17 protein-coding genes (1 of these 17 only partly in view) are annotated in these 17,948 nt (G+C 70.6%); 8 read left to right on the top strand and 9 right to left on the bottom strand.

What is annotated here, in order from left to right:
• Positions 1-12 precede the first annotated feature (12 nt).
• On the top strand, positions 13-1,149 hold the full coding sequence (locus MWN52_RS17125; protein WP_286575637.1) for an acyltransferase family protein: 1,137 nt from the start codon (positions 13-15) through the stop codon (positions 1,147-1,149).
• A gap of 27 nt (positions 1,150-1,176) precedes the next feature.
• Here the strand turns inward: MWN52_RS17125 and MWN52_RS17120 are convergent, their stop codons facing one another.
• From MWN52_RS17120 to radC, 5 genes are all read right to left on the bottom strand, one after another.
• Positions 1,177-1,926, bottom strand: coding sequence for an SDR family NAD(P)-dependent oxidoreductase (locus tag MWN52_RS17120; protein WP_286575636.1), 750 nt, complete (start codon positions 1,924-1,926; stop codon positions 1,177-1,179).
• On the bottom strand, positions 1,908-2,372 hold the full coding sequence (locus MWN52_RS17115; protein WP_286575635.1) for a hypothetical protein: 465 nt from the start codon (positions 2,370-2,372) through the stop codon (positions 1,908-1,910). Before MWN52_RS17115 ends, MWN52_RS17120 begins: the two co-directional genes overlap by 19 nt.
• The gene (locus tag MWN52_RS17110) at positions 2,369-3,187 is read right to left on the bottom strand and encodes an SPOR domain-containing protein (protein ID WP_130525142.1); all 819 of its coding nucleotides are present in this window, start codon (positions 3,185-3,187) and stop codon (positions 2,369-2,371) included. The genes MWN52_RS17115 and MWN52_RS17110 overlap by 4 nt, the downstream gene beginning before the upstream one ends.
• A gap of 27 nt (positions 3,188-3,214) precedes the next feature.
• Positions 3,215-4,906, bottom strand: coding sequence for an arginine--tRNA ligase (gene argS, locus MWN52_RS17105; RefSeq protein ID WP_286575634.1), 1,692 nt, complete (start codon positions 4,904-4,906; stop codon positions 3,215-3,217).
• Between the two features lie 94 nt (positions 4,907-5,000).
• Complete coding sequence (radC, locus tag MWN52_RS17100; RefSeq protein ID WP_130532294.1) at positions 5,001-5,675, bottom strand: RadC family protein; 675 nt, start codon at positions 5,673-5,675, stop codon at positions 5,001-5,003.
• Between the two features lie 141 nt (positions 5,676-5,816).
• On the opposite strand from radC, the gene coaBC reads away from it, so the two are divergent.
• From coaBC to MWN52_RS17085, 3 genes are read left to right on the top strand one after another with little or no spacing between them, the layout of a single operon-like run.
• On the top strand, positions 5,817-7,031 hold the full coding sequence (coaBC, locus tag MWN52_RS17095; protein ID WP_286575633.1) for a bifunctional phosphopantothenoylcysteine decarboxylase/phosphopantothenate--cysteine ligase CoaBC: 1,215 nt from the start codon (positions 5,817-5,819) through the stop codon (positions 7,029-7,031).
• The gene (gene dut, locus MWN52_RS17090) at positions 7,028-7,486 is read left to right on the top strand and encodes a dUTP diphosphatase (RefSeq protein ID WP_130525138.1); all 459 of its coding nucleotides are present in this window, start codon (positions 7,028-7,030) and stop codon (positions 7,484-7,486) included. The genes coaBC and dut overlap by 4 nt, the downstream gene beginning before the upstream one ends.
• Positions 7,487-7,503: 17 nt before the next feature.
• Positions 7,504-9,879, top strand: a complete 2,376-nt coding sequence (locus tag MWN52_RS17085; protein WP_286575632.1) for a phosphomannomutase/phosphoglucomutase — start codon at positions 7,504-7,506, stop codon at positions 9,877-9,879.
• Positions 9,880-10,370: 491 nt separating this feature from the next.
• On the opposite strand, the gene MWN52_RS17080 is transcribed toward MWN52_RS17085, so the two are convergent.
• The gene (locus tag MWN52_RS17080; protein WP_286575631.1) at positions 10,371-11,024 is read right to left on the bottom strand and encodes a hypothetical protein; all 654 of its coding nucleotides are present in this window, start codon (positions 11,022-11,024) and stop codon (positions 10,371-10,373) included.
• A 26-nt stretch (positions 11,025-11,050) separates the two neighbouring features.
• Entirely contained in the window at positions 11,051-11,707 is a 657-nt protein-coding gene (gene pyrE / locus MWN52_RS17075; protein WP_130521764.1) for an orotate phosphoribosyltransferase, read from the bottom strand.
• 100 nt (positions 11,708-11,807) lie between these two features.
• Here pyrE and MWN52_RS17070 point away from each other — a divergent pair, with 100 nt between their 5' ends.
• From MWN52_RS17070 to MWN52_RS17060, 3 genes are read left to right on the top strand one after another with little or no spacing between them, the layout of a single operon-like run.
• Complete coding sequence (locus MWN52_RS17070; RefSeq protein WP_130532291.1) at positions 11,808-12,608, top strand: exodeoxyribonuclease III; 801 nt, start codon at positions 11,808-11,810, stop codon at positions 12,606-12,608.
• A complete protein-coding gene (locus MWN52_RS17065) occupies positions 12,605-13,942 on the top strand; it encodes an AmpG family muropeptide MFS transporter (protein ID WP_286575630.1) in 1,338 nt (445 codons plus the stop codon). The genes MWN52_RS17070 and MWN52_RS17065 overlap by 4 nt, the downstream gene beginning before the upstream one ends.
• Entirely contained in the window at positions 13,920-14,150 is a 231-nt protein-coding gene (locus MWN52_RS17060) for a hypothetical protein (protein WP_130521767.1), read from the top strand. The genes MWN52_RS17065 and MWN52_RS17060 overlap by 23 nt, the downstream gene beginning before the upstream one ends.
• Before the next feature lie 61 nt (positions 14,151-14,211).
• Here MWN52_RS17060 and MWN52_RS17055 read toward each other — a convergent pair whose 3' ends face one another.
• Together MWN52_RS17055 and MWN52_RS17050 are read right to left on the bottom strand one after the other, a co-directional pair.
• Positions 14,212-15,291, bottom strand: a complete 1,080-nt coding sequence (locus tag MWN52_RS17055; RefSeq protein WP_425608136.1) for an anhydro-N-acetylmuramic acid kinase — start codon at positions 15,289-15,291, stop codon at positions 14,212-14,214.
• Positions 15,292-15,362: 71 nt separating this feature from the next.
• Positions 15,363-16,820, bottom strand: a complete 1,458-nt coding sequence (locus tag MWN52_RS17050; RefSeq protein WP_130532289.1) for a peptidoglycan DD-metalloendopeptidase family protein — start codon at positions 16,818-16,820, stop codon at positions 15,363-15,365.
• Positions 16,821-17,002: 182 nt separating this feature from the next.
• Between MWN52_RS17050 and tyrS the strand changes: the two genes are divergently transcribed.
• Positions 17,003-17,948, top strand: the 5' portion of a protein-coding gene (tyrS, locus tag MWN52_RS17045) for a tyrosine--tRNA ligase (RefSeq protein WP_130521769.1). The gene runs 263 nt beyond the window's last position; the window shows 946 of its 1,209 coding nt (coding positions 1-946); its start codon is at positions 17,003-17,005; its stop codon lies beyond the right edge, outside the window.

The raw sequence follows: 17,948 nt of genomic DNA, 5'->3' as shown, positions 1-17,948 counted from the left end.
TGGCTCGATCCGATGATCCGCACCGACGCTCGTTACCCGGGCCTGGACCTGCTGCGCGCCATCGCCATCGTGTGGGTGATGTTCTTCCATGCCTGGGTGGTGGGTGGATTGGCGCCGGAATGGACCTGGCTGTCGCGCTACGGCTGGATGGGTGTGGACCTGTTCTTCGTGCTCAGCGGCTTTTTGATTGGCGGGCAGGTGCTGGCGCCGCTGTCGCGCGGGCAGCCGCTGCGGTTCGGCGACTTCTATCTGCGGCGCGCGTTCCGCATCCTGCCGGCGTACTGGGTGGTGCTGGCGTTGTATGCGCTGGTGCCGGCCTGGCGCGAGCGGCCGGAGATGGAGCCGCTGTGGAAGTTCGTGCTGATGGTGATGAACCTGGGCAACGACTACAGCCGGCCCGCGTTCTCGCACGCGTGGTCGCTGTGCGTGGAGGAGCACTTCTATCTGGTCTTCCCCGTGCTGGCCTGGTGGCTGATGCGCAGGCCGGCCGCGTGGAAGGTAGCGCTGCTGGCGGCGCTGGTGATGGTCGGTGGCATCGCGCTGCGCGCCGGCATCTGGCTGCACGACACCGCCGCCGAGGCCGCCGGCGGGGCGCAGCGCAACTGGTTCATCGAGGATCTCTACTACCCGACCTGGAACCGCCTGGACGGCCTGCTCTGCGGCGTGCTGCTGGCGATGCTGAAGACCTTCCGCCCCGCGCTGTGGGCGCATGCGCAGCGGTACGCCAACGGCGCGCTGGCGGTGGGGCTTGCGGTGATGGCATTGGCGCTGTGGCTGTTCCGCGACCGCAGCGGGCTGGTGGGCAATGCGGTGGGCTGGCCGGTGCTGTCGATCGGGCTGGCGCTGCTGGTGTTCGCCGGGGCGGGCCGCAGCAGCCTGATCGGGCGTTGGGCGCTGCCGGGCGCGGCCTGGCTGGCCGGCGTGTCCTACAGCCTGTATCTGGTGCACAAGGCCGTGTTCGTGCAGGTGCAGGACCATCTGGGCCAGGCCATCGCCGGCTGGGGCGATGCACAGGTGCTGGTCTATGGCGGCGCGTCGCTGCTGGCGGCTGCGCTGCTGCATTACGCAGTGGAGCGGCCGTTCCTGCGCCTGCGCGGCCGCATGCTCAGGCCGCGCACCACGGCCATGCCGGCCACGGACGCGGCTTGAGCGTCCGCGGTCGGCGCAGGCAGAGACTTACTGGCGCGCGACCTGGAAGCCGGCGAAGGACTGGCTCACCGGCATGATCTCCAGCCGGTTGATGTTGAGGTGCGCCGGCAGCGTGGCGACGTAGAAGATCTGCTCGGCGATGTCCTCGCCGGTCATCGGCGTGGCGCCACCGTAGAGCTTGTCCGAGGCGGCCTGGTCGCCGCCGGTGCGCACCAGGGTGAACTCGGTCTCGGCCATGCCCGGTTCGATGCTGGTCACGCGCACGCCGGTGCCGTGCAGGTCGCTGCGCAGGCCCAGCGAGAACTGGCGCACGAAGGCCTTGGTGCCGCCGTAGACATTGCCGCCGGTGTAGGGATAGGTGGCCGCCACCGAGGAAATGTTGATGATCGCGCCCTTGCGCGCGATCAGCACCGGCAGCAGCTTGCGCGTGATGGTGACCAGCGCGGTCACGTTGGTGTCGATCATCTGCTGCCACTGCGCCAGGTCCGCCTCCTGCGCCGGCACCGTGCCCAGCGCCAGGCCGGCGTTGTTGACCAGCACGTCGATGTCGGCGAAGCCGGCGGGAAGCGCGGCCAGGGCCGTATCCAGCGCGGCGCCGTCGCGGATGTCGAAGGCGGCGGCGTGCACCACCTCGCTGCCGAACTGCTCGACGAACGGCGTCAGCCGCTCGGCGCGGCGGCCGGTGGCGATCACCTTCCAGCCGGCGTTGGCGAAGCGGGTCACCGCGGCGGCGCCGAAGCCGGAGGTGGCGCCGGTGATCAGGACAGTCTTGGACATGTCGATTCCTTGGGGGAGGGAAACAGGGGGCGGCGCGCGTGCAGCGCCGCGCCGGCCAGCGCGCCAAGCGCGGCGGCCAGCAGCTGCAGGCCCACGCCCAGCACGTTGCTGGCCAGCACGTCCTGGATCGTCAGCCACAGCGGCCGCTGCGGCATGTGACGGTCGGCCAGCTGCACCAGCAGGCCCAGGGCCAGCAGCTGCAGGGCGAACATCAGCGCCACGCCGAGCGGAAGAAAGCGTCGCCCGCCGATCCAGCCGCCCAGCAGCAGGCTGAAGGCGCCGGCCAGGCAGTGCGCGGGCTGGATCAGGCTGTTGCCGTGCAGCTCGAGCACGCGCCAGCCGGGCGGCAGCAGCCGCCAGATCAGCACGCCGAGCAGCAAATCCACGGTGAAGGCGACCGCGGCCGCCAGGATCAGGCGCTCGCGCTGAGTCGCCGGGGCGATCACCGGGCCTTGATCGGCATCGCCGGCAGGCCGCCGCTGGCCAGTTTCTGCTTGGCCTCGGCCAGTTCGCTGGCGGTGGCGTAGGGCCCCATGCGCACGCGGTAGACGGTCTTGCCGGCCGAGTCGCCCGATTCCACGCGCGCGCTGAGGCCCAGCATCGCGATCTTGGCCTTGACCGCCTCGGCATCGCCGGACGCGCTGAAGCTGCCGGCCTGCAGGATGTAGGCGACATCGCCCGCGGCGCTGGCCACCGCATTGGACGCGGCGGCCTGGGCGACGGTGGTCTGGGTCGGCGTGGCCGAGGGCACCTTGGTGATCTCATCCAGCGGCGTGGGCTGCTGGGCGGCGGCGGTCGTGGTCTCGGCGATGGGCTGTGGCTGGCCGGCGTTCTTGGCCGCGTCCTCGCGCGCCTGCTGCGCGGCCAGCTTGGCCTTGCGATCGGCCTCGGCGCGCGCGCTGGCGGCCAGTTCGGCGTCGGACATCTGCACTTCGCGGCCCGGCAGCAGCGTGTAGAAGTCGTACTGGGTCGGGCGCTCGGGCGGCTTCTTGGCGGTTTCGGCCGTCGCCGCGGGCGCGGCTCCGGTCTCGGCCGGGGCCGAGGCGGGCGGCGTGGCGCTGTCGTCCTCGCTCACCGGCGCGGGGCGCGCGTCGGGATTGGGCTTGGGCCGCAGGAAGGTGTCGCCGTCCTTCTTCATCAGGTCCGGCACGATGAAGAACGCCGCCGCGCCCAGCACCAGCCCGGCGATCAGCCAGACCCAGCCGGGCGTGCCGTTGCCGTTGGTGCGCTTGGCCTGGGATTTACCGCGTCGTGCCGCCATCTTGTTCTTGTTCTCGTAGAAGTCGTCTTACATGCGCTCGGGCGCGGACACGCCCAGCAGGTCCAGGCCGTTGGCCAGGGCCTGGCGCACCGCCAGGACCAGCGCCAGGCGCGCGTTGCGCGCATCGGCATCGTCGATGAGGATCGGTTCGCCGTCGTACCAGGCCTGGAAAGCATAGGCCAGTTCGCGCAGGTATTGCGCGATGGCATGCGGCTCCAGCGAAACGCCGGCCGCTTCGACCACTTCCGGATAGCGCGACAGTTCCACCATCAGCGCGATCGAGGCGGCGTCCTCGAGCGAGGGCAGCGCGGCGATGCCGGCGGCCTGATCGTAGGCCGCATAGCCCTTCTCCTCGACGCGGCGCAGCAGGCTGCACACGCGCGCATGGGCGTACTGCACGTAGAAGACCGGGTTGTCCTTGCTCTGCTCGCGCGCCAGGTCGATGTCGAAGGTCAGCTGCGAATCGGGCTTGCGCGCGATCAGGAACCAGCGCGTGGCATCGGCGCCGGCTTCCTCGATCAGGTCGCGCAGGGTCAGGTAGCTGCCGGCGCGTTTGGACAGTTTCACTTCCTCCCCGCCGCGCATCACCGTGACCATCTGGTGCAGCACGTACTCGGGCCAGCCCTTGGGGATACCCACGTCCAGCGCCTGCAGGCCGGCGCGCACGCGCGCCAGCGAGCCGTGGTGGTCGGCGCCCAGCTCGGTGATCGCGCGCTCGTAGCCGCGCTGCCACTTGGACAGGTGGTAGGCCACGTCCGGCACGAAGTAGGTATAGGTGCCATCGGACTTGCGCATCACGCGGTCCTTGTCGTCGCCGTAGTCGGTCGACTTGAGCCACAGCGCGCCGCCTTCCTCGTAGGTGTGGCCGGACTTGATCAGCGTCTCGACGGTCTCCTCGACCTTCCCGTCGCGGTAGAGCGCGCTCTCCAGGAAGTACACGTCGAAGCCCACGCCGAAGGCGGCCAGGTCGGCGTTCTGCTCGCGGCGCAGGTAGGCCACGGCGAAGCGGCGGATGGCATCGAGATCCTCGATGTCCTGGGCGCTGGTGACGGTGTGGCCTTCGATCTCGATGGCATCGCCGCGCAGGTAGGCGGCGGCGACATCGGCGATGTAGTCGCCGTTGTAGGCCGCCTCGGGCCAGTCGGCGTCGCCGGGCTTGAGGCCGTGCAGGCGCGCGGAGGTGGACCTGGCCAGGTTCTCGATCTGCACGCCGGCGTCGTTGTAGTAGTACTCGCGCTTGGTGTTCCAGCCGTTGGCGGCCAGCACGCGCGCCAGGCAGTCGCCGATCACCGCGGCGCGGCCGTGGCCCACGTGCAGCGGGCCGGTCGGATTGGCCGAGACGTATTCCACGCCGACCGTGCGGCCGGCGCCGGACGCGTTGCGGCCGTACTGCGCGCCTTGGGTCAGCGCGGCCACGGCCTCGCGCTGGTAGGCGGCGTTGGCCAGGTGGAAGTTGATGAAGCCGGGGCCGGCGATCTCGATCCGGGCGATATCGGCGCTGGCCGGCAGCGCGTCGACCAGGGCCTGGGCCAGGGCGCGCGGATTGCTACGCGCCGGCTTGGCCAGCAGCATGGCGGCATTGGTGGCGAAGTCGCCGTGCTCGCGGGTCTTGGGACGCTCGACGGTGAAGTCCGGGGTGGCGGTCTCGGCGGGCAGGGTGCCGGCCTGACGCAGGGCGTCGATGCCCTGGGCGATGCGGGCACGCAGATCGGATTTCACGGGGTTCTGGCTCGATGGGTCACGCGGGACCGGACATTTTAGCCCACGCCCGCCGCCTTGCCGGCCCCGGCGCCCGGGCCGCCGCATGCGGGGCTCATACCCAGCCGCGCTCGGCCAGCGAGACCGGCGGGCCGTCGGCGATCACGAAGTGGTCCAGCAGGCGCACGTCGACCAGCGCCAGACCGGCCTTGAGCCGCGCGGTGACGGCGCGGTCGGCGGCCGAGGGCTCCGGGTTCCCGGAGGGGTGGTTATGGGCCACGATCACCGCCGAGGCGTTCAGCGCCAGCGCGCGCTTGACCACCTCGCGCGGGTGCACCTCGGACGCGTCCAGGCTGCCGGCGAACAGCTCCTCGAAGGCCAGCGCCCGGTGCCGCGTGTCCAGGAACAGCGCCGCGAACACCTCGCGCGGCCGCGCCCGCAGCTTCAGCGCGAAATAGCGGCCGGCCGCGTGCGGGTCGTTCAGCATCTCGCCCCGGGCCAGGCCGGCGGCCAGGTGGCGCTGGCCCAGTTCGAGCGCGGCGGCCAGCTGGCAGGCGCGCGCCGGCCCCAGGCCGGGCAGGGCGGCCAGCGCCTTGGGCGGGTGGTCGAGCAGGCCGCGCAGCGGGCCGTGGCTGGCGAGCAGGTCGCGCGCGGTGCGTACCGCGTCGCGCCCGGGCAGGCCCGAGCCGAGGAAGATCGCCAGCAGCTCGGCGTCGGACAGCGTGGCGGCGCCGCGCGCCATTAGTTTTTCGCGGGGGCGTTCCTCGGCGGGCCAGTCGCGGATATGCATGGGCGCTTCCTTGGGCTTGGGGCGTGCCGCTTCCCTGCGGCGTCATGGCGATTATTCCGGACGCTCATGCCCTGGGGTTATCAGACCCGGGAGGGGCGTCGGGTAAGCTGTCGCCTTAGTTCTGGTTCGGAAAATTCTGACGTGGCCCAGGCCCTGGAAGGACAACGCATCCTGCTGTGCGTCGGCGGCGGCATCGCCGCCTATAAATCATTGGAACTGGTGCGCCGGCTGCGTGATGCCGGCGCGCAGGTGCAGGTGGCGATGACCGCCGGTGCCCAGCAGTTCGTCACCCCGCTGAGCTTCCAGGCCCTGTCCGGCCAGCCCACGCGTACCAGCCTGTGGGACAGCGCCGCCGAGGCCTCCATGGGCCATATCGAGCTGGCGCGCTGGGCCAACCGCGTGCTGATCGCCCCGGCCACCGCCGACCTGCTGGCGCATCTGGCTCACGGCCTGGCCGACGACCTGGTGACCACCCTGGCCCTGGCCACCACCGCCCCGATCACCGTGTGCCCGGCGATGAACCACATCATGTGGAAGCACGCCGCCACCCAGGCCAACCTGGCCACCCTGCGCGCGCGCGGGGTGCAGGTGATCGGGCCCGAGGACGGTCCGCTGGCCGAAGGCGAATCCGGCCCGGGCCGCCTCAGCGAGCCGGACGCGATCGTGGCCGCGCTCAGCCAGGCGGCGCAGGCGGCCATTCCGCTCGACGGCCCGCTGGCCGGGCTGCATGTCGTGGTCAGCGCCGGCCCCACCTATGAGGACCTGGACCCGGTGCGCTATCTGGGCAACCGCAGCAGCGGCAAGATGGGCTTCGCCGTGGCCCAGGCGGCCGCGCGGCGCGGGGCGAAGGTCACCCTGGTGGCCGGCCCGGTGAGCCTGGGCACCCCGCCCGGCGTGACCCGCGTGGACGTGCGCTCGGCCGCGCAGATGCGCGCGGCGGTGTTCGGCGCCTTCCCGGCCGATGTGTACATCGGCGCCGCCGCGGTCGCCGACTACACTCCGCGCACGCCGGCGCCCAACAAGATCAAGAAGTCCAGCGAATCGCTGGCGCTGGACCTGGTCCGCACGCCGGACATCCTGGCCGAGGTCGCCGCCTCGGTGCAGCCGCTCAAGCTGGTGGTCGGCTTCGCCGCCGAGACCGAGAACGTGGCCGAGTACGCGCGCGGCAAGCTGCTGGCCAAGCGCCTGGACATGATCGTGGCCAACCGGGTCGGCATCCCCGACGGCGGCTTCGAGAGCGACAGCAACGCGATGACCGCGTTCTGGAAGGATGGCCAGCGCGAGTTCCCTTCCGCGCCCAAGACCGCCCTGGCCGAGGCGCTGGTGGACCTGATCGGGGAGCGTCTGCGCGCATGAGCCTGCCGATGGAAGTCAAACTGCTGGACCCGCGCTTCGGCGAGACCTGGCCGCTGCCGGCCTATGCCACCTCGGCCAGCGCCGGGTTGGACCTGCGCGCCGCGCTGGAGACCCCGCTCACGCTGGGGCCGGGCGAGACGGTGCTGGTGCCCAGTGGAATCGCCATCCACCTGGCCGATCCCCATCTGTGCGCGGTGGTGCTGCCGCGCTCGGGCCTGGGCCATCGTCACGGCATCGTGCTGGGCAATGGCACCGGCCTGATCGATGCCGACTACCAGGGCCCGCTGCTGATCAGCCTGTGGAACCGCAGCAGCGAGGCCTTCGTGATCCAGCCCGGCGACCGGGTCGCGCAGCTGGTGGTGTTGCCCATCGCGCGCGTAGCGTTGAAGATCGTGGATACTTTCGTGGAAAGCGCGCGTGGAGAAGGGGGCTTCGGCCACACGGGCGTCCGCTGACAGGGGCGAAGCGTCGCATGGCTGGATTCAAACGAAGGACCGCGAAGACAGGCAGCGGGCAACACGTGCTGCTGCTGTCCGCCCTGCTGGTGCTGCTGGCCGCGTGGTTCGGCTGGAGCGCCTGGGTGCTTTACCAGGAAGGTGCGCGCCGCGACGCGCTGCTGCAGGCGCGCGATGCCGCCGTGCAGGGCCTGCAGCAGAACCTGCAGACCCAGACCGCCAAGCTCGACCAGCGGGTGGCCACGCCCGCCTTCCAGGCCGCGGTGAGCGCCGACGACACCGCCGCGGTCGGCGCGGCGATCAAGGCCGGCTGGCCCGAGGTGGAAGCCGTCGACATGCTGCCGGCCGATCTTCAGTCCGCCTACGCCGATGCCGCCAGCTTCGGCTACAGCAAGCTGGCGCTGCTGGAGGCCGCGCAGCAGGCCAAGGGCGCGATCGTCGGCGCGGTGCGCGACGGCACGGGCACCGGCCTTGCGCTGGCCGTGCCGGTGCAGAACCGGCTGCTCTACGTGCGCCTGCCGATGGCCCTGCTCACCGCCCCGATCGACGGCGCGCAGGTGCCGGGCGCCTATCTGGCCCTGCGCCAGGGCGGCTTCACCCTGCGCGAGGTCGGCGATGCGGGTCTGTCCGGGTCCGCCGACGCGCTCTCGCGCCCGGTCGGCCAGACCGGCCTGCGCGTGGCCGCCGCCGTCCCCGACGAAAGCGAGGGCCCGCTGGGCCTGGGCGCGCTCCCCAGCGCGATCGTGGCCGCGCTGCTGCTGGCGCTGGCCCTACTGGTGGCCGCGCTGACCACCGGCAAGGTCAAGCTCAAGGTGCCCGAACTGCGTCGCGGCAAGGGCGAGGACGTGGCCGACGACGGCCTGACCCTGGACCAGGCCGTGCAGTCGCATCGCGCCGCCGCGGCGGCCAGGGCGGCGGACGAGGCCGATGCCGATGCCGAAGCAACGGCCACCGGCGCGCCGGTCGAGACGGTCGGCTCGGCGGCCGCGCCGGCCGCCAAGCTGGTGCGTGGCACCACCGTGGATCCGGGCATCTTCCGCGCGTACGACATCCGCGGCGTGGTCGGCAAGACGCTGAGCGTGCCGGTGGCCGAGCTGATCGGCCAGGCGATCGGCTCGGTGATGGCCGAGCAGGGCCTGACCGAAGTGGTCGTCGCCCGCGACGGCCGCCTGTCCGGCCCTGAGCTGTCCACCGGCCTGATCGAAGGCCTGCGCAAGGCCGGCCGTGATGTCATCGACATCGGCATGGTGCCCACGCCGGTGGCGTATTTCGCCGCCTTCCACCTGCGCACCGGCACCTGCGTGGCGGTCACCGGCAGCCACAATCCGCCGGACTACAACGGCTTCAAGATCGTGGTCGGCGGCGAGACGCTGTCCGGCGCCGCCATCACCGATCTCTATACCCGCATCAGCGAGGGGCAGCTGCACGGCGCCGAGCGCGGCGGCCTGACCCAGCGCGAGATCGCCGAGGACTACGTCCAGCGCATCGCCAGCGACGTGCAGCTGGCACGCCCGCTCAAGGTCGTGGTCGATGCCGGCAACGGCGTGGCCGGCGAGATCGCCCCGGTGCTGCTGGAAGCCATCGGCGCCGAGGTGGTGCCGCTGTACTGCGATATCGACGGCACCTTCCCCAACCATCACCCCGATCCCAGCGAGCCGGACAACCTGCTCGACCTGGCCTCGACGGTGAAGCGCTTCGACGCCGATCTGGGCCTGGCCTTCGACGGCGACGGCGATCGCCTGGGCGTGGTCACCCACGACGGCCACGTCATCTTCCCCGATCGCCTGCTGATGCTGTTCGCCGCCGACGTGCTCGAACGCAACCCCGGCGCGATGGTGATCTACGACGTCAAGTGCACCGGCAAGCTGCAGGGCTGGACGCTGCGCAACGGCGGCACGCCCTTGATGTGGCAGACCGGGCATTCGCTGATCAAGGCCAAGATGCGCGAGACCGGCGCCGAACTGGCCGGCGAGATGAGCGGGCACTTCTTCTTCCAGGAGCGCTGGTACGGCTTCGACGACGGCCTGTACGCCGCCGCGCGCCTGCTGGAGATCCTGGCCGCGCGCGACGACCAGACCCCGAGCGAGATCCTCGACGCGCTGCCCGACGGCGTGTCCACGCCGGAGATCAAGGTCGAGGTGCCCTCCGGCGATGCGCATGCGATCGTGCAGGCGTTCGTGGACGCGGCCCGGTTCGACGGCGCGCGCCTGTCCACCATCGATGGCCTGCGCGCGGACTGGGACGACGGCTGGGGCCTGCTGCGCGCCTCCAACACCACCCCGGTGCTGGTGCTGCGCTTCGAGGCCTCGGACGCGGCCGCGCTGGAGCGCATCCGCGGCGCGTTCCGCAGCCAGCTGCAGGCCGTGGCGCCGGAGCTCAAGCCCCGCTTCTGAGGCGCGGCGATAGCGCGAAGGCGGAGGGGGCTCCGGCATGTCCACGATCGCCGGAGCAACAACTGCTTTGTGGGAGCAACTGGCCCTTCAACTTTAGCAGCCGCCCGCCTGTAGAGCGGAGCTCGCTCCGCTGCGCTTCGTTCGGTTCATGGGGAAGGACCCAGCGGAGCAAGCTCCGCTCTACAGGTGGGAGCAACTGGCTCCTCAACTTCAGCAGCCGCCCGTCTGTAGAGCGGAGCTCGCTCCGCTGCCCTTCGTTCGGTTCGTGGGGAAAGCTCCAGCGGAGCAAGCTCCGCTCTACAGGTGGGAGCCGCCATAGCGGCGGTGGGGCTTTCCCGGTAGCGCCCCATCGCCGCCATGGCGGCTCCCACGACAGGTTCAGGCCTGGCGGCGAAGCAGCGAGACGCCTGCCGCCATCGCCAAGCCGGACACCGGCAGCTTCGCGAGCCCGGCGCTGCTCGGCACAGCAGGCTTAACCGCCCGCACCCACCTCAACCATTGGCCGCAGCGCTGGCCTTCATGTCGCGATAGCGCTTCAAGGTGTCCTCCACCTCGGCGCTGAGCTGCGTGCGCTGCTGCTCGAAATTGGCCAGCAGCGCCTGCTGGCGCAGCAGGTCGGTGTGGCGCTGGCGCACTTCCTCGGCCAGCTTGGCGTCGACCTTGCGGCCGGCCAGTTCGGCGTTGCCGGCCTGCTGCAGCTTGATCACCAGCGCCTCGCGCATGCTGGTCAGATTGAAGCGCGCGGTCTGCACGTTGTTGTCGATCAGCGTGGTGCGCTCGTTGAACACGCGCTTGAGATCGTCCTCGGACGCATAAGACAGCAACATCGCCTGCTCGGTGCGCTTGCGCGTGTCCTCGGCCGCCTGGTCGGCCCGCGCCTGGGCGGCGGCGGCGGCCAGGTCGGCGCGCTGCTCGGCGGTCAGCGCCTGGCCGACCGCGCCGGTGCGCGCACCGCTGGTGGCGCTGAATTCGTCGCGCGCGCTGTTGACCTGATCCGGCGGCAGCGCATCGGAGCAGGTGCGGCCGCTCTTGGGGTCGTTCCAGCAATAGAGCTTCTTGGCCTTGGGCGCATCCTGCGCGCCCGCCGTCAACGCCGCCGCGGCTAGCGGCATCATCAGCATCGCGGCGAACCTGGTCCTGGTCATGACAGCCCCCTTGCTGCCAGTGGCGATTACGCGGCGCTGCCGTACCGGGCCCGGTAGGCAAGCAACTGCTCGCGGTGGCCGACAAGTTCCGCATTTTCCCCGGCGAATGCAAGCAGATCGTGCAGGCTGGCCACCGCGATCACCGGCACGCCGGTCTCGGCGGCCACGCGCTGGGCGGCCGACAGGCGCTGGCCGTCCTCGCCGAGGATTTCCTGGCGATCCAGCGCCACCACGATCCCGGCCGGCACGCCGCCGGCCGCGGTGATCAGGCCCAACGCCTCGCGGATGGCGGTGCCGGCGGTGATCACATCGTCCACGATCAGCACCCGGCGCTCGTCCAGCGGCGCGCCGATCAGCGTGCCGCCCTCGCCGTGGTCCTTGGCTTCCTTGCGGTTGAAGGCCAGCGGCAGGTCGCGGCCGCGGCGGGCGAATTCCATGCCCAGCGCGGTCGCCAGCGGGATGCCCTTGTAGGCCGGGCCGAACAGCAGGTCGAACGACACCCCGGCCTCCTCGATCGCATCGGCGTAGCAGCCGGCCAGTTCGGCCAGCGCCGCGCCGCTGTCGAAGCGCCCGGCGTTGAAGAAATAGGGGCTCAGGCGGCCCGACTTGAGCGTGAACTCGCCGAAACGCAGCGCGTTGGCGCGCAGGGCCAGCTGAAGGAAGCGCGCACGGTGGTTGGACATGGGCGTCTTGAACGTGTGGGGATGGGCAAAGGTTAGCAGGCGGCGGCGGCCGGATCGGGCGGTATGCTTGCGCGTCGCTTCTGTCTTCGGCTCCAACTCCATGCGCATCATCAGCTTCAACGCCAACGGCCTGCGCTCGGCCGCGTCCAAGGGCTTCTTTCCGTGGTTCTCCGCACAGGACGCCGACGTGCTGTGCGTGCAGGAGACCAAGGCCCAGGAACACCAGCTCGCCGGGCCCGAATTCCTGCCGCCCGGCTACAAGGCCTACTTCCGCGACGCGACCACCAAGAAGGGCTACTCGGGCGTGGCGATCTACAGCAAGGTCGAGCCCGACGAGATCCGCACCGCGCTGGGCTGGCCGGAATTCGACGAGGAGGGCCGCTACCTGGAGGCGCGCTTCGGCAACCTGAGCGTGGTGTCCTTCTACATCCCGTCCGGCTCCTCGGGCGAGCTGCGCCAGGGCTACAAGTTCCAGGTCATGGAATGGCTCAAGCCGATCCTGGACCAGTGGCTGGCCAGCGGCCGCGACTATGTGCTGTGCGGGGACTGGAACATCGTGCGCACCCGGCTGGACATCCGCAACTGGACCAGCAACCAGAAGAACTCCGGCTGCCTGCCGCCCGAGCGGGACTGGCTCAACGGCCTGTGCGCCGACGAGGGCGCGCAGGTCGATGTGGCCGCCGGCCGCGGCTGGGTCGACGCCTACCGCGTGCTGCATCCGGAAGGGCAGGACTACACCTGGTGGTCCAACCGCGGCGCGGCGCGCGCCAACAACGTGGGGTGGCGCATCGACTACCAGTTCGCCACGCCCGGCTTGCGCGATCGCCTGCGCGGCTGCGCGATCTACCGCGAGCAGCGCTTCTCCGACCACGCGCCGTTCACCGTGGACTACGCCCGGTGAGCGCCGCGCCCGGCGAGCGGCCGGTGTCCTACAAAGGGTGGCGCGGGATCAAGGCCGCCTTCGCCACGCCCTCGGCGCTGACCATGGCGCTGCTGGGCTTCGGCAGCGGACTGCCGTTTCTGCTGATCGCCTCGCAGACCCTGTCCACGCGCCTGCGCGACGTCGGCCTGCAGCTGGGCGAGATCGGCCTGATCAGCCTGGCCAGCTTCTTCTACCTGCTCAAATTCGTCTGGGCGCCGCTGATCGACCGCTACACGCTGCCGCTGCTGTCCGGGCTGGGGCGGCGGCGCTCCTGGCTGCTGGCCGCGCAGGTGCTGGTCGCGGCCAGCCTGTTCGCGCTCGGCGCCATGCGGCCGGAACTGGGCGTGGCCGGGCTGGTGACCTGGGTACTGGTGGGCTCCTTCGCCGGCGCCACCCAGGACGCGGTGGTCGATGCCTACCGCATCGAGATCGCCCCGGAGAGCGCCCAGGCCGCGCTGGCGGCCACCTACATCCTGGGCTATCGCATCGCGCTGATCGTCGGCGGCGCCGGCGCGCTGTACATGGCCGAGTTCGAGGACTGGAAGATCGCCTACTTCTGCATGGCCGCGCTGATGCTGGTGCCCATCGTCACCACGCTGGTCAGCCGCGAGCCGGTGCGACCGGAGGCCACGGTGGTGCGGCGGATCGACTTCTTCGGCGCCTTCTGGCAGCCGATCGTTGGCTTCTTCACCACCAACGGCTGGAAGCTGGCGCTGGCGCTGCTGCTGTTCGTCGGCCTGTTCAAGTTCCCCGACCAGGTGATCGGCGTCATGGCCGGGCCGTTCTACCTGGACTCGGGCTTCACCAAGTCCGACATCGCCACGGTGTCCAAGCTGTTCGGCATCTGGATGAGCATCGTCGGCGCCTTCGGCGGCGGCATGGCGGTGGCGGCGTTCGGCTTCAGGCGGATGCTGCTGCTGGCCGCGCTGGCGGTGGCGCTGTCCAACCTGGCCTTCCTGCTGATGGCCCAGCATCCCGGCCAGCTGTGGGCGTTCTACGCGGCGCTGAGCGCGGACAACATCTCGCAGGGCTTCGCCGGCACCGTGCTGGTGGCCTTCATGTCCTCGCTGACCGACCGCAACTTCACCGCCACCCAGTACGCGCTGCTGGTTTCGCTGGCCAACCTGCCGGGCAAGTTCGTGGGCGGCGTCTCGGGCTACATCGTCGAGGCCACCTCGTATTCGACCTTCTTCGCCCTGAGCGCGCTGACCGTGATCCCCACGCTGGCCTTGCTTGCCTGGCTGTGGCGTCGTATCAAGGAGCCTTCCAGGACAGTGGCCGCACCCGACCATGACCGACCTGCTCATCCGTGACCTCGATCCGATCCTGACCGATCGCATCCGCCGCGTCGCCCAGGCGCGCGGCTGGAGCACCGAGGAGACCATCAGCCGCCTGATCGAGCACGGCCTGTTCGCGGTCGAGGCCGAGGTGCGCAACGGCTTCAGCGACCCGGAGGTCGCCGTCCTGTCCGAGGCCATCGCGGCGCTGCGCGCGGTGCCGCACGGCGGCCCGGCGTCTTAGCCGCCGCTTTCGCCCTCAGGTCAATTCCGGGCGCCGCGGTTTCCCGCGAATTCCGGCGCGATCAGGCCGGATACAGCGCGCCCAGCACGCGCAGTCCCTTGGCGCCGCTGACGCTGGGCAGGTTGCCGGGGCGCCCGGCCAGGGTCTCGCGCGCCAGCCAGGCAAAGCCCATGGCCTCGACGTAGTCCGGATGCAGGCCGTGGGCCTCGGTGGATTCGACCACCACGCCGGGCAGCCGCGCCGCCAGACGCTGCATCAGCACCGGGTTGTGCACGCCGCCGCCGCAGACCATCACCCGCGCGGTGCCGGGCTGGGTCGCGCGCAGTGCCTCGGCCACGGTGACCGCGCTGAGTTCGACCAGCGTGGCCTGTACGTCGGCCGACGCCAGCGTGGTCTGGCCGAGCTTGCTTTCGACCCAGGCCAGGTGGAACTGCTCGCGACCGGTGCTCTTGGGCGGCGGCTGGGCGAACCACGGCTCGTCCAGCAGCCGCGCCAGCAGCGCTTCATCGGGCTTGCCGGTCGCGGCGAAGGCGCCGCCGGCATCGAAGGCCATGCCGGTATGCCGCTCGCACCAGGCGTCGAGCAGCGCATTGGCCGGGCCGGTATCGAAGCCGCGCACCGCGCCGCTGCCCGGCAGCAGGGTCAGGTTGCCGATGCCGCCCAGGTTGAGCACCGCCCGGTCTTCGCCCGGGTCATGCAGCATCGCGGCGTGGAAGGCCGGCATCAGCGGCGCGCCATGGCCGCCCGCGGCGATGTCGCGCCGGCGGAAGTCGGCCACGGTCGGGATGCCGGTGCGCTCGGCGATGACATTGCCATCGCCCATCTGCCAGGTGAAAGGGAAGGTGCCCTCCGGGCGGTGGCGCACGGTCTGCCCGTGCGAGCCGATCGCCCGCACCAGCGCACGGTCCAGCCCGGACTGGGTGATCAGCCGGCCCGCCGCATGGGCGAAGGCCAGCGCGACCTGCACGTCCAGTTCGCCCAGCTCGTCCAGCGAGGTCGCCTCGCCGCCCTGGCCCAGCTCGATCAGACGCGTGCGCAGCGCGTCATCCCAGCGGTAGGTGCGGCCCATCAGCAGCTGCGGCTCGGGGTCGAAACGCACCAGCGCCACGTCGATCCCATCGGCGCTGGTGCCGGAAATCATGCCCAGATAGAGGTCGCCCAGCGCCGGCTTGCGTGCCAGCGGTCCGCCGGCGCGCGCCGCAGCCGGCGGAGTCACTGGCGATCCGGCCGCTTGCGCGACGCCTCCAGCGCCTGGGCCAGCGTCACGGACGGCTGCGGCGCCGTGGCCGGCGAGGCATCGGCGTAGATCGCGCTTTCCACGGTGTGGATGCGGGCCAGCGCGCTCGAGGTCTGGGTCTTGAACTGCGCCAGCACCGTGCCGGACAGCGGCTCGGGCGGCGGCAGGGTGACCTTCAGCGGGTTGCGGTGCACGCCGTTGACGCGGAATTCGTAGTGCAGATGCGGGCCGGTGGCCATGCCGGTGGACCCGACGTAGCCGATCACCGTGCCCTGCGCGATGCGCTGGCCGGTCTTGATCTTGGCGAAGCGCGACATGTGCCCGTACAGCGTCGTGCGGCCCTGACCATGGTCCAGGATCACCACATTGCCGTAGCCGCGCTGCTGGCCGGCGAACTGCACGCGCGCATCGCCCGCGGCCATGATCGGCGTGCCGGTGGCCGCGGCGTAGTCCACGCCCTGGTGCATGCGCATCGTGCCCAGGATCGGATGATGGCGCGCCCCGAAGGTCGAGCTCAGCCGCGCGTAGGGAATCGGCATGCGGATGAAGCTGCGCTTGAGCGGCTTGCCGCTGGCGGTGAAGTACTCCGGCTGGCCGCCCGGGCGCGTGAAGCGGAAGCCCGAATGCAGCTTGCCGTCCACGGTGAAGGTCGCCGCCTGGACCGGACCGGTCGCCACCAGCTGGCCCTCGCGCCAGGTCTGCTCGACCACCACGCTGAAGCGGTCGTTGGCCTCCAGGTCGGAGTTGAAGTCGATGTCGTACTTGAAGATCTCGTCGGTCAGCGCATTGATGTTGGCCGCCGTCAGCCCGGCCTTGCGCGCCGAGCGGATCAGCGAGCTGCCGACCTTGCCGCTCAGCACCGCGGTGCGCACGCTGACCTCGCGCTTGATCACCCGCTCGGTGACCGCCTCGTCGCTGATGTCCAGCTGCACGCGCGAGGCCATGTCGCGGTCGTAACGCAGCGCCTTGAGCACGCCCTCGGCGGGAAGATCGAAGGCGATCTCATCGCCCGGATGCAGGCGGCGCAGCTCGGCCGCGGCCGCCTTGTTCTCCATCACCCGCTGCAGGGTGGCGGCCGGCACGCCCATCTCTTCGAAGATCGCGCTCAGGGTCTGGCCGGGGCGGACGTTCACCGTCTGCCAGTTGTCGCCCGCCGAGGCCGCGGCGGCCTGCGTGTCGATCTCGGGCAGCGCCAGCGGCACGCTGGCCAGCGGCTTGCGCTGCGGCTGTACCACGCTGGAGAAGCCCGGCACGATGGTGGCCACCATGATGCCGATGGTGGTGAACAGGGACGCGTGGATCCACTGCCGCCGCGTCCACCGGCCCTGGGGCAGGTGCTGGGTCAGTTGGCGGTGGAGAGCGGACTCTCGAAGGACTTCCAGTCGTTCGCGAAAGCGTTGCTTGCGGCGGCTGCCGTCCCCGTGCGTCTGCATCGATGTCTTCACCCTGGGGCCCAAGCGGAAGGCCCAATCGGGCTACCATAGTCAGGCATGGGGAGCAGGTCAAACCGTTGAGCGGATTGGTTTTTTCCTGCGGTCCGGCGTTAACCTCGATTTAACCGCGCGTTCAACTTTGTGGTGGCCGCGCCGGTCTCTTTCTTCATCTGGAACCTCACGTGTCACAGGCAGACGCACTGCAACTGATCGGCCGCGGCGCCGACGAAATCCTCAAGCTCGAAGACCTGCAGCAACGCCTGCAATCCGGCCGTCCGCTGCGCATCAAGGCCGGGTTCGACCCGACCGCGCCGGACCTGCACCTGGGCCACACGGTGCTGCTCAACAAGATGCGGCAGTTCCAGGACCTGGGCCATCAGGTGATCTTCCTGATCGGCGACTTCACCGGGATGATCGGCGACCCGACCGGCAAGAACGTCACCCGCAAGCCGCTCACCCGCGAGGACGTGCTGGCCAATGCGCGCACCTACGAGGACCAGGTGTTCAAGGTGCTGGACCGCGAGAAGACCGAGGTGCGCTTCAACAGCGAGTGGTTCGGCAAGATGGGCGCGGCCGACATGATCCGTCTTGCGGCGCAGCACACCGTGGCGCGCATGCTCGAGCGCGACGACTTCGCCAAGCGCTACGCCGCCCAGCAGTCCATCGCCCTGCACGAATTCCTCTACCCGCTGGTCCAGGGCTACGACTCGGTCGCCCTGGAGGCCGATGTCGAACTCGGCGGCACCGACCAGAAGTTCAACCTGCTCATGGGCCGCGGCCTGCAGGAGCACTACGGCCAGAAGCCGCAGATCGTGCTGACCATGCCGCTGCTGGAAGGCCTGGACGGCGTCAACAAGATGTCCAAGTCGCTGGGCAACTACATCGGCATCGGCGAGCCGGCCATCGACATCGTCACCAAGACCATGAAGATCGGCGACGCACTGATGTGGCGCTGGATTGAGCTGCTCAGCTTCGACATCGGCGTGGACGAGGCCAAGGCCCTGCAGGCCGAGGTCGCCTCCGGCGCGCTCAATCCGCGCGACGTCAAGCTGCGGCTGGCGCGCGAGCTGGCCACGCGCTTCCACGACGCGGCCCAGGCCGAGACGGCGATCGCCGGTTGGCATGCCG

It is taken from the genome of Pseudoxanthomonas winnipegensis, from assembly GCF_030322905.1.
GTDB classification, from domain to species: domain Bacteria; phylum Pseudomonadota; class Gammaproteobacteria; order Xanthomonadales; family Xanthomonadaceae; genus Pseudoxanthomonas_A; species Pseudoxanthomonas_A winnipegensis.
This window is presented reverse-complemented; position numbering and strand designations above follow the sequence as displayed.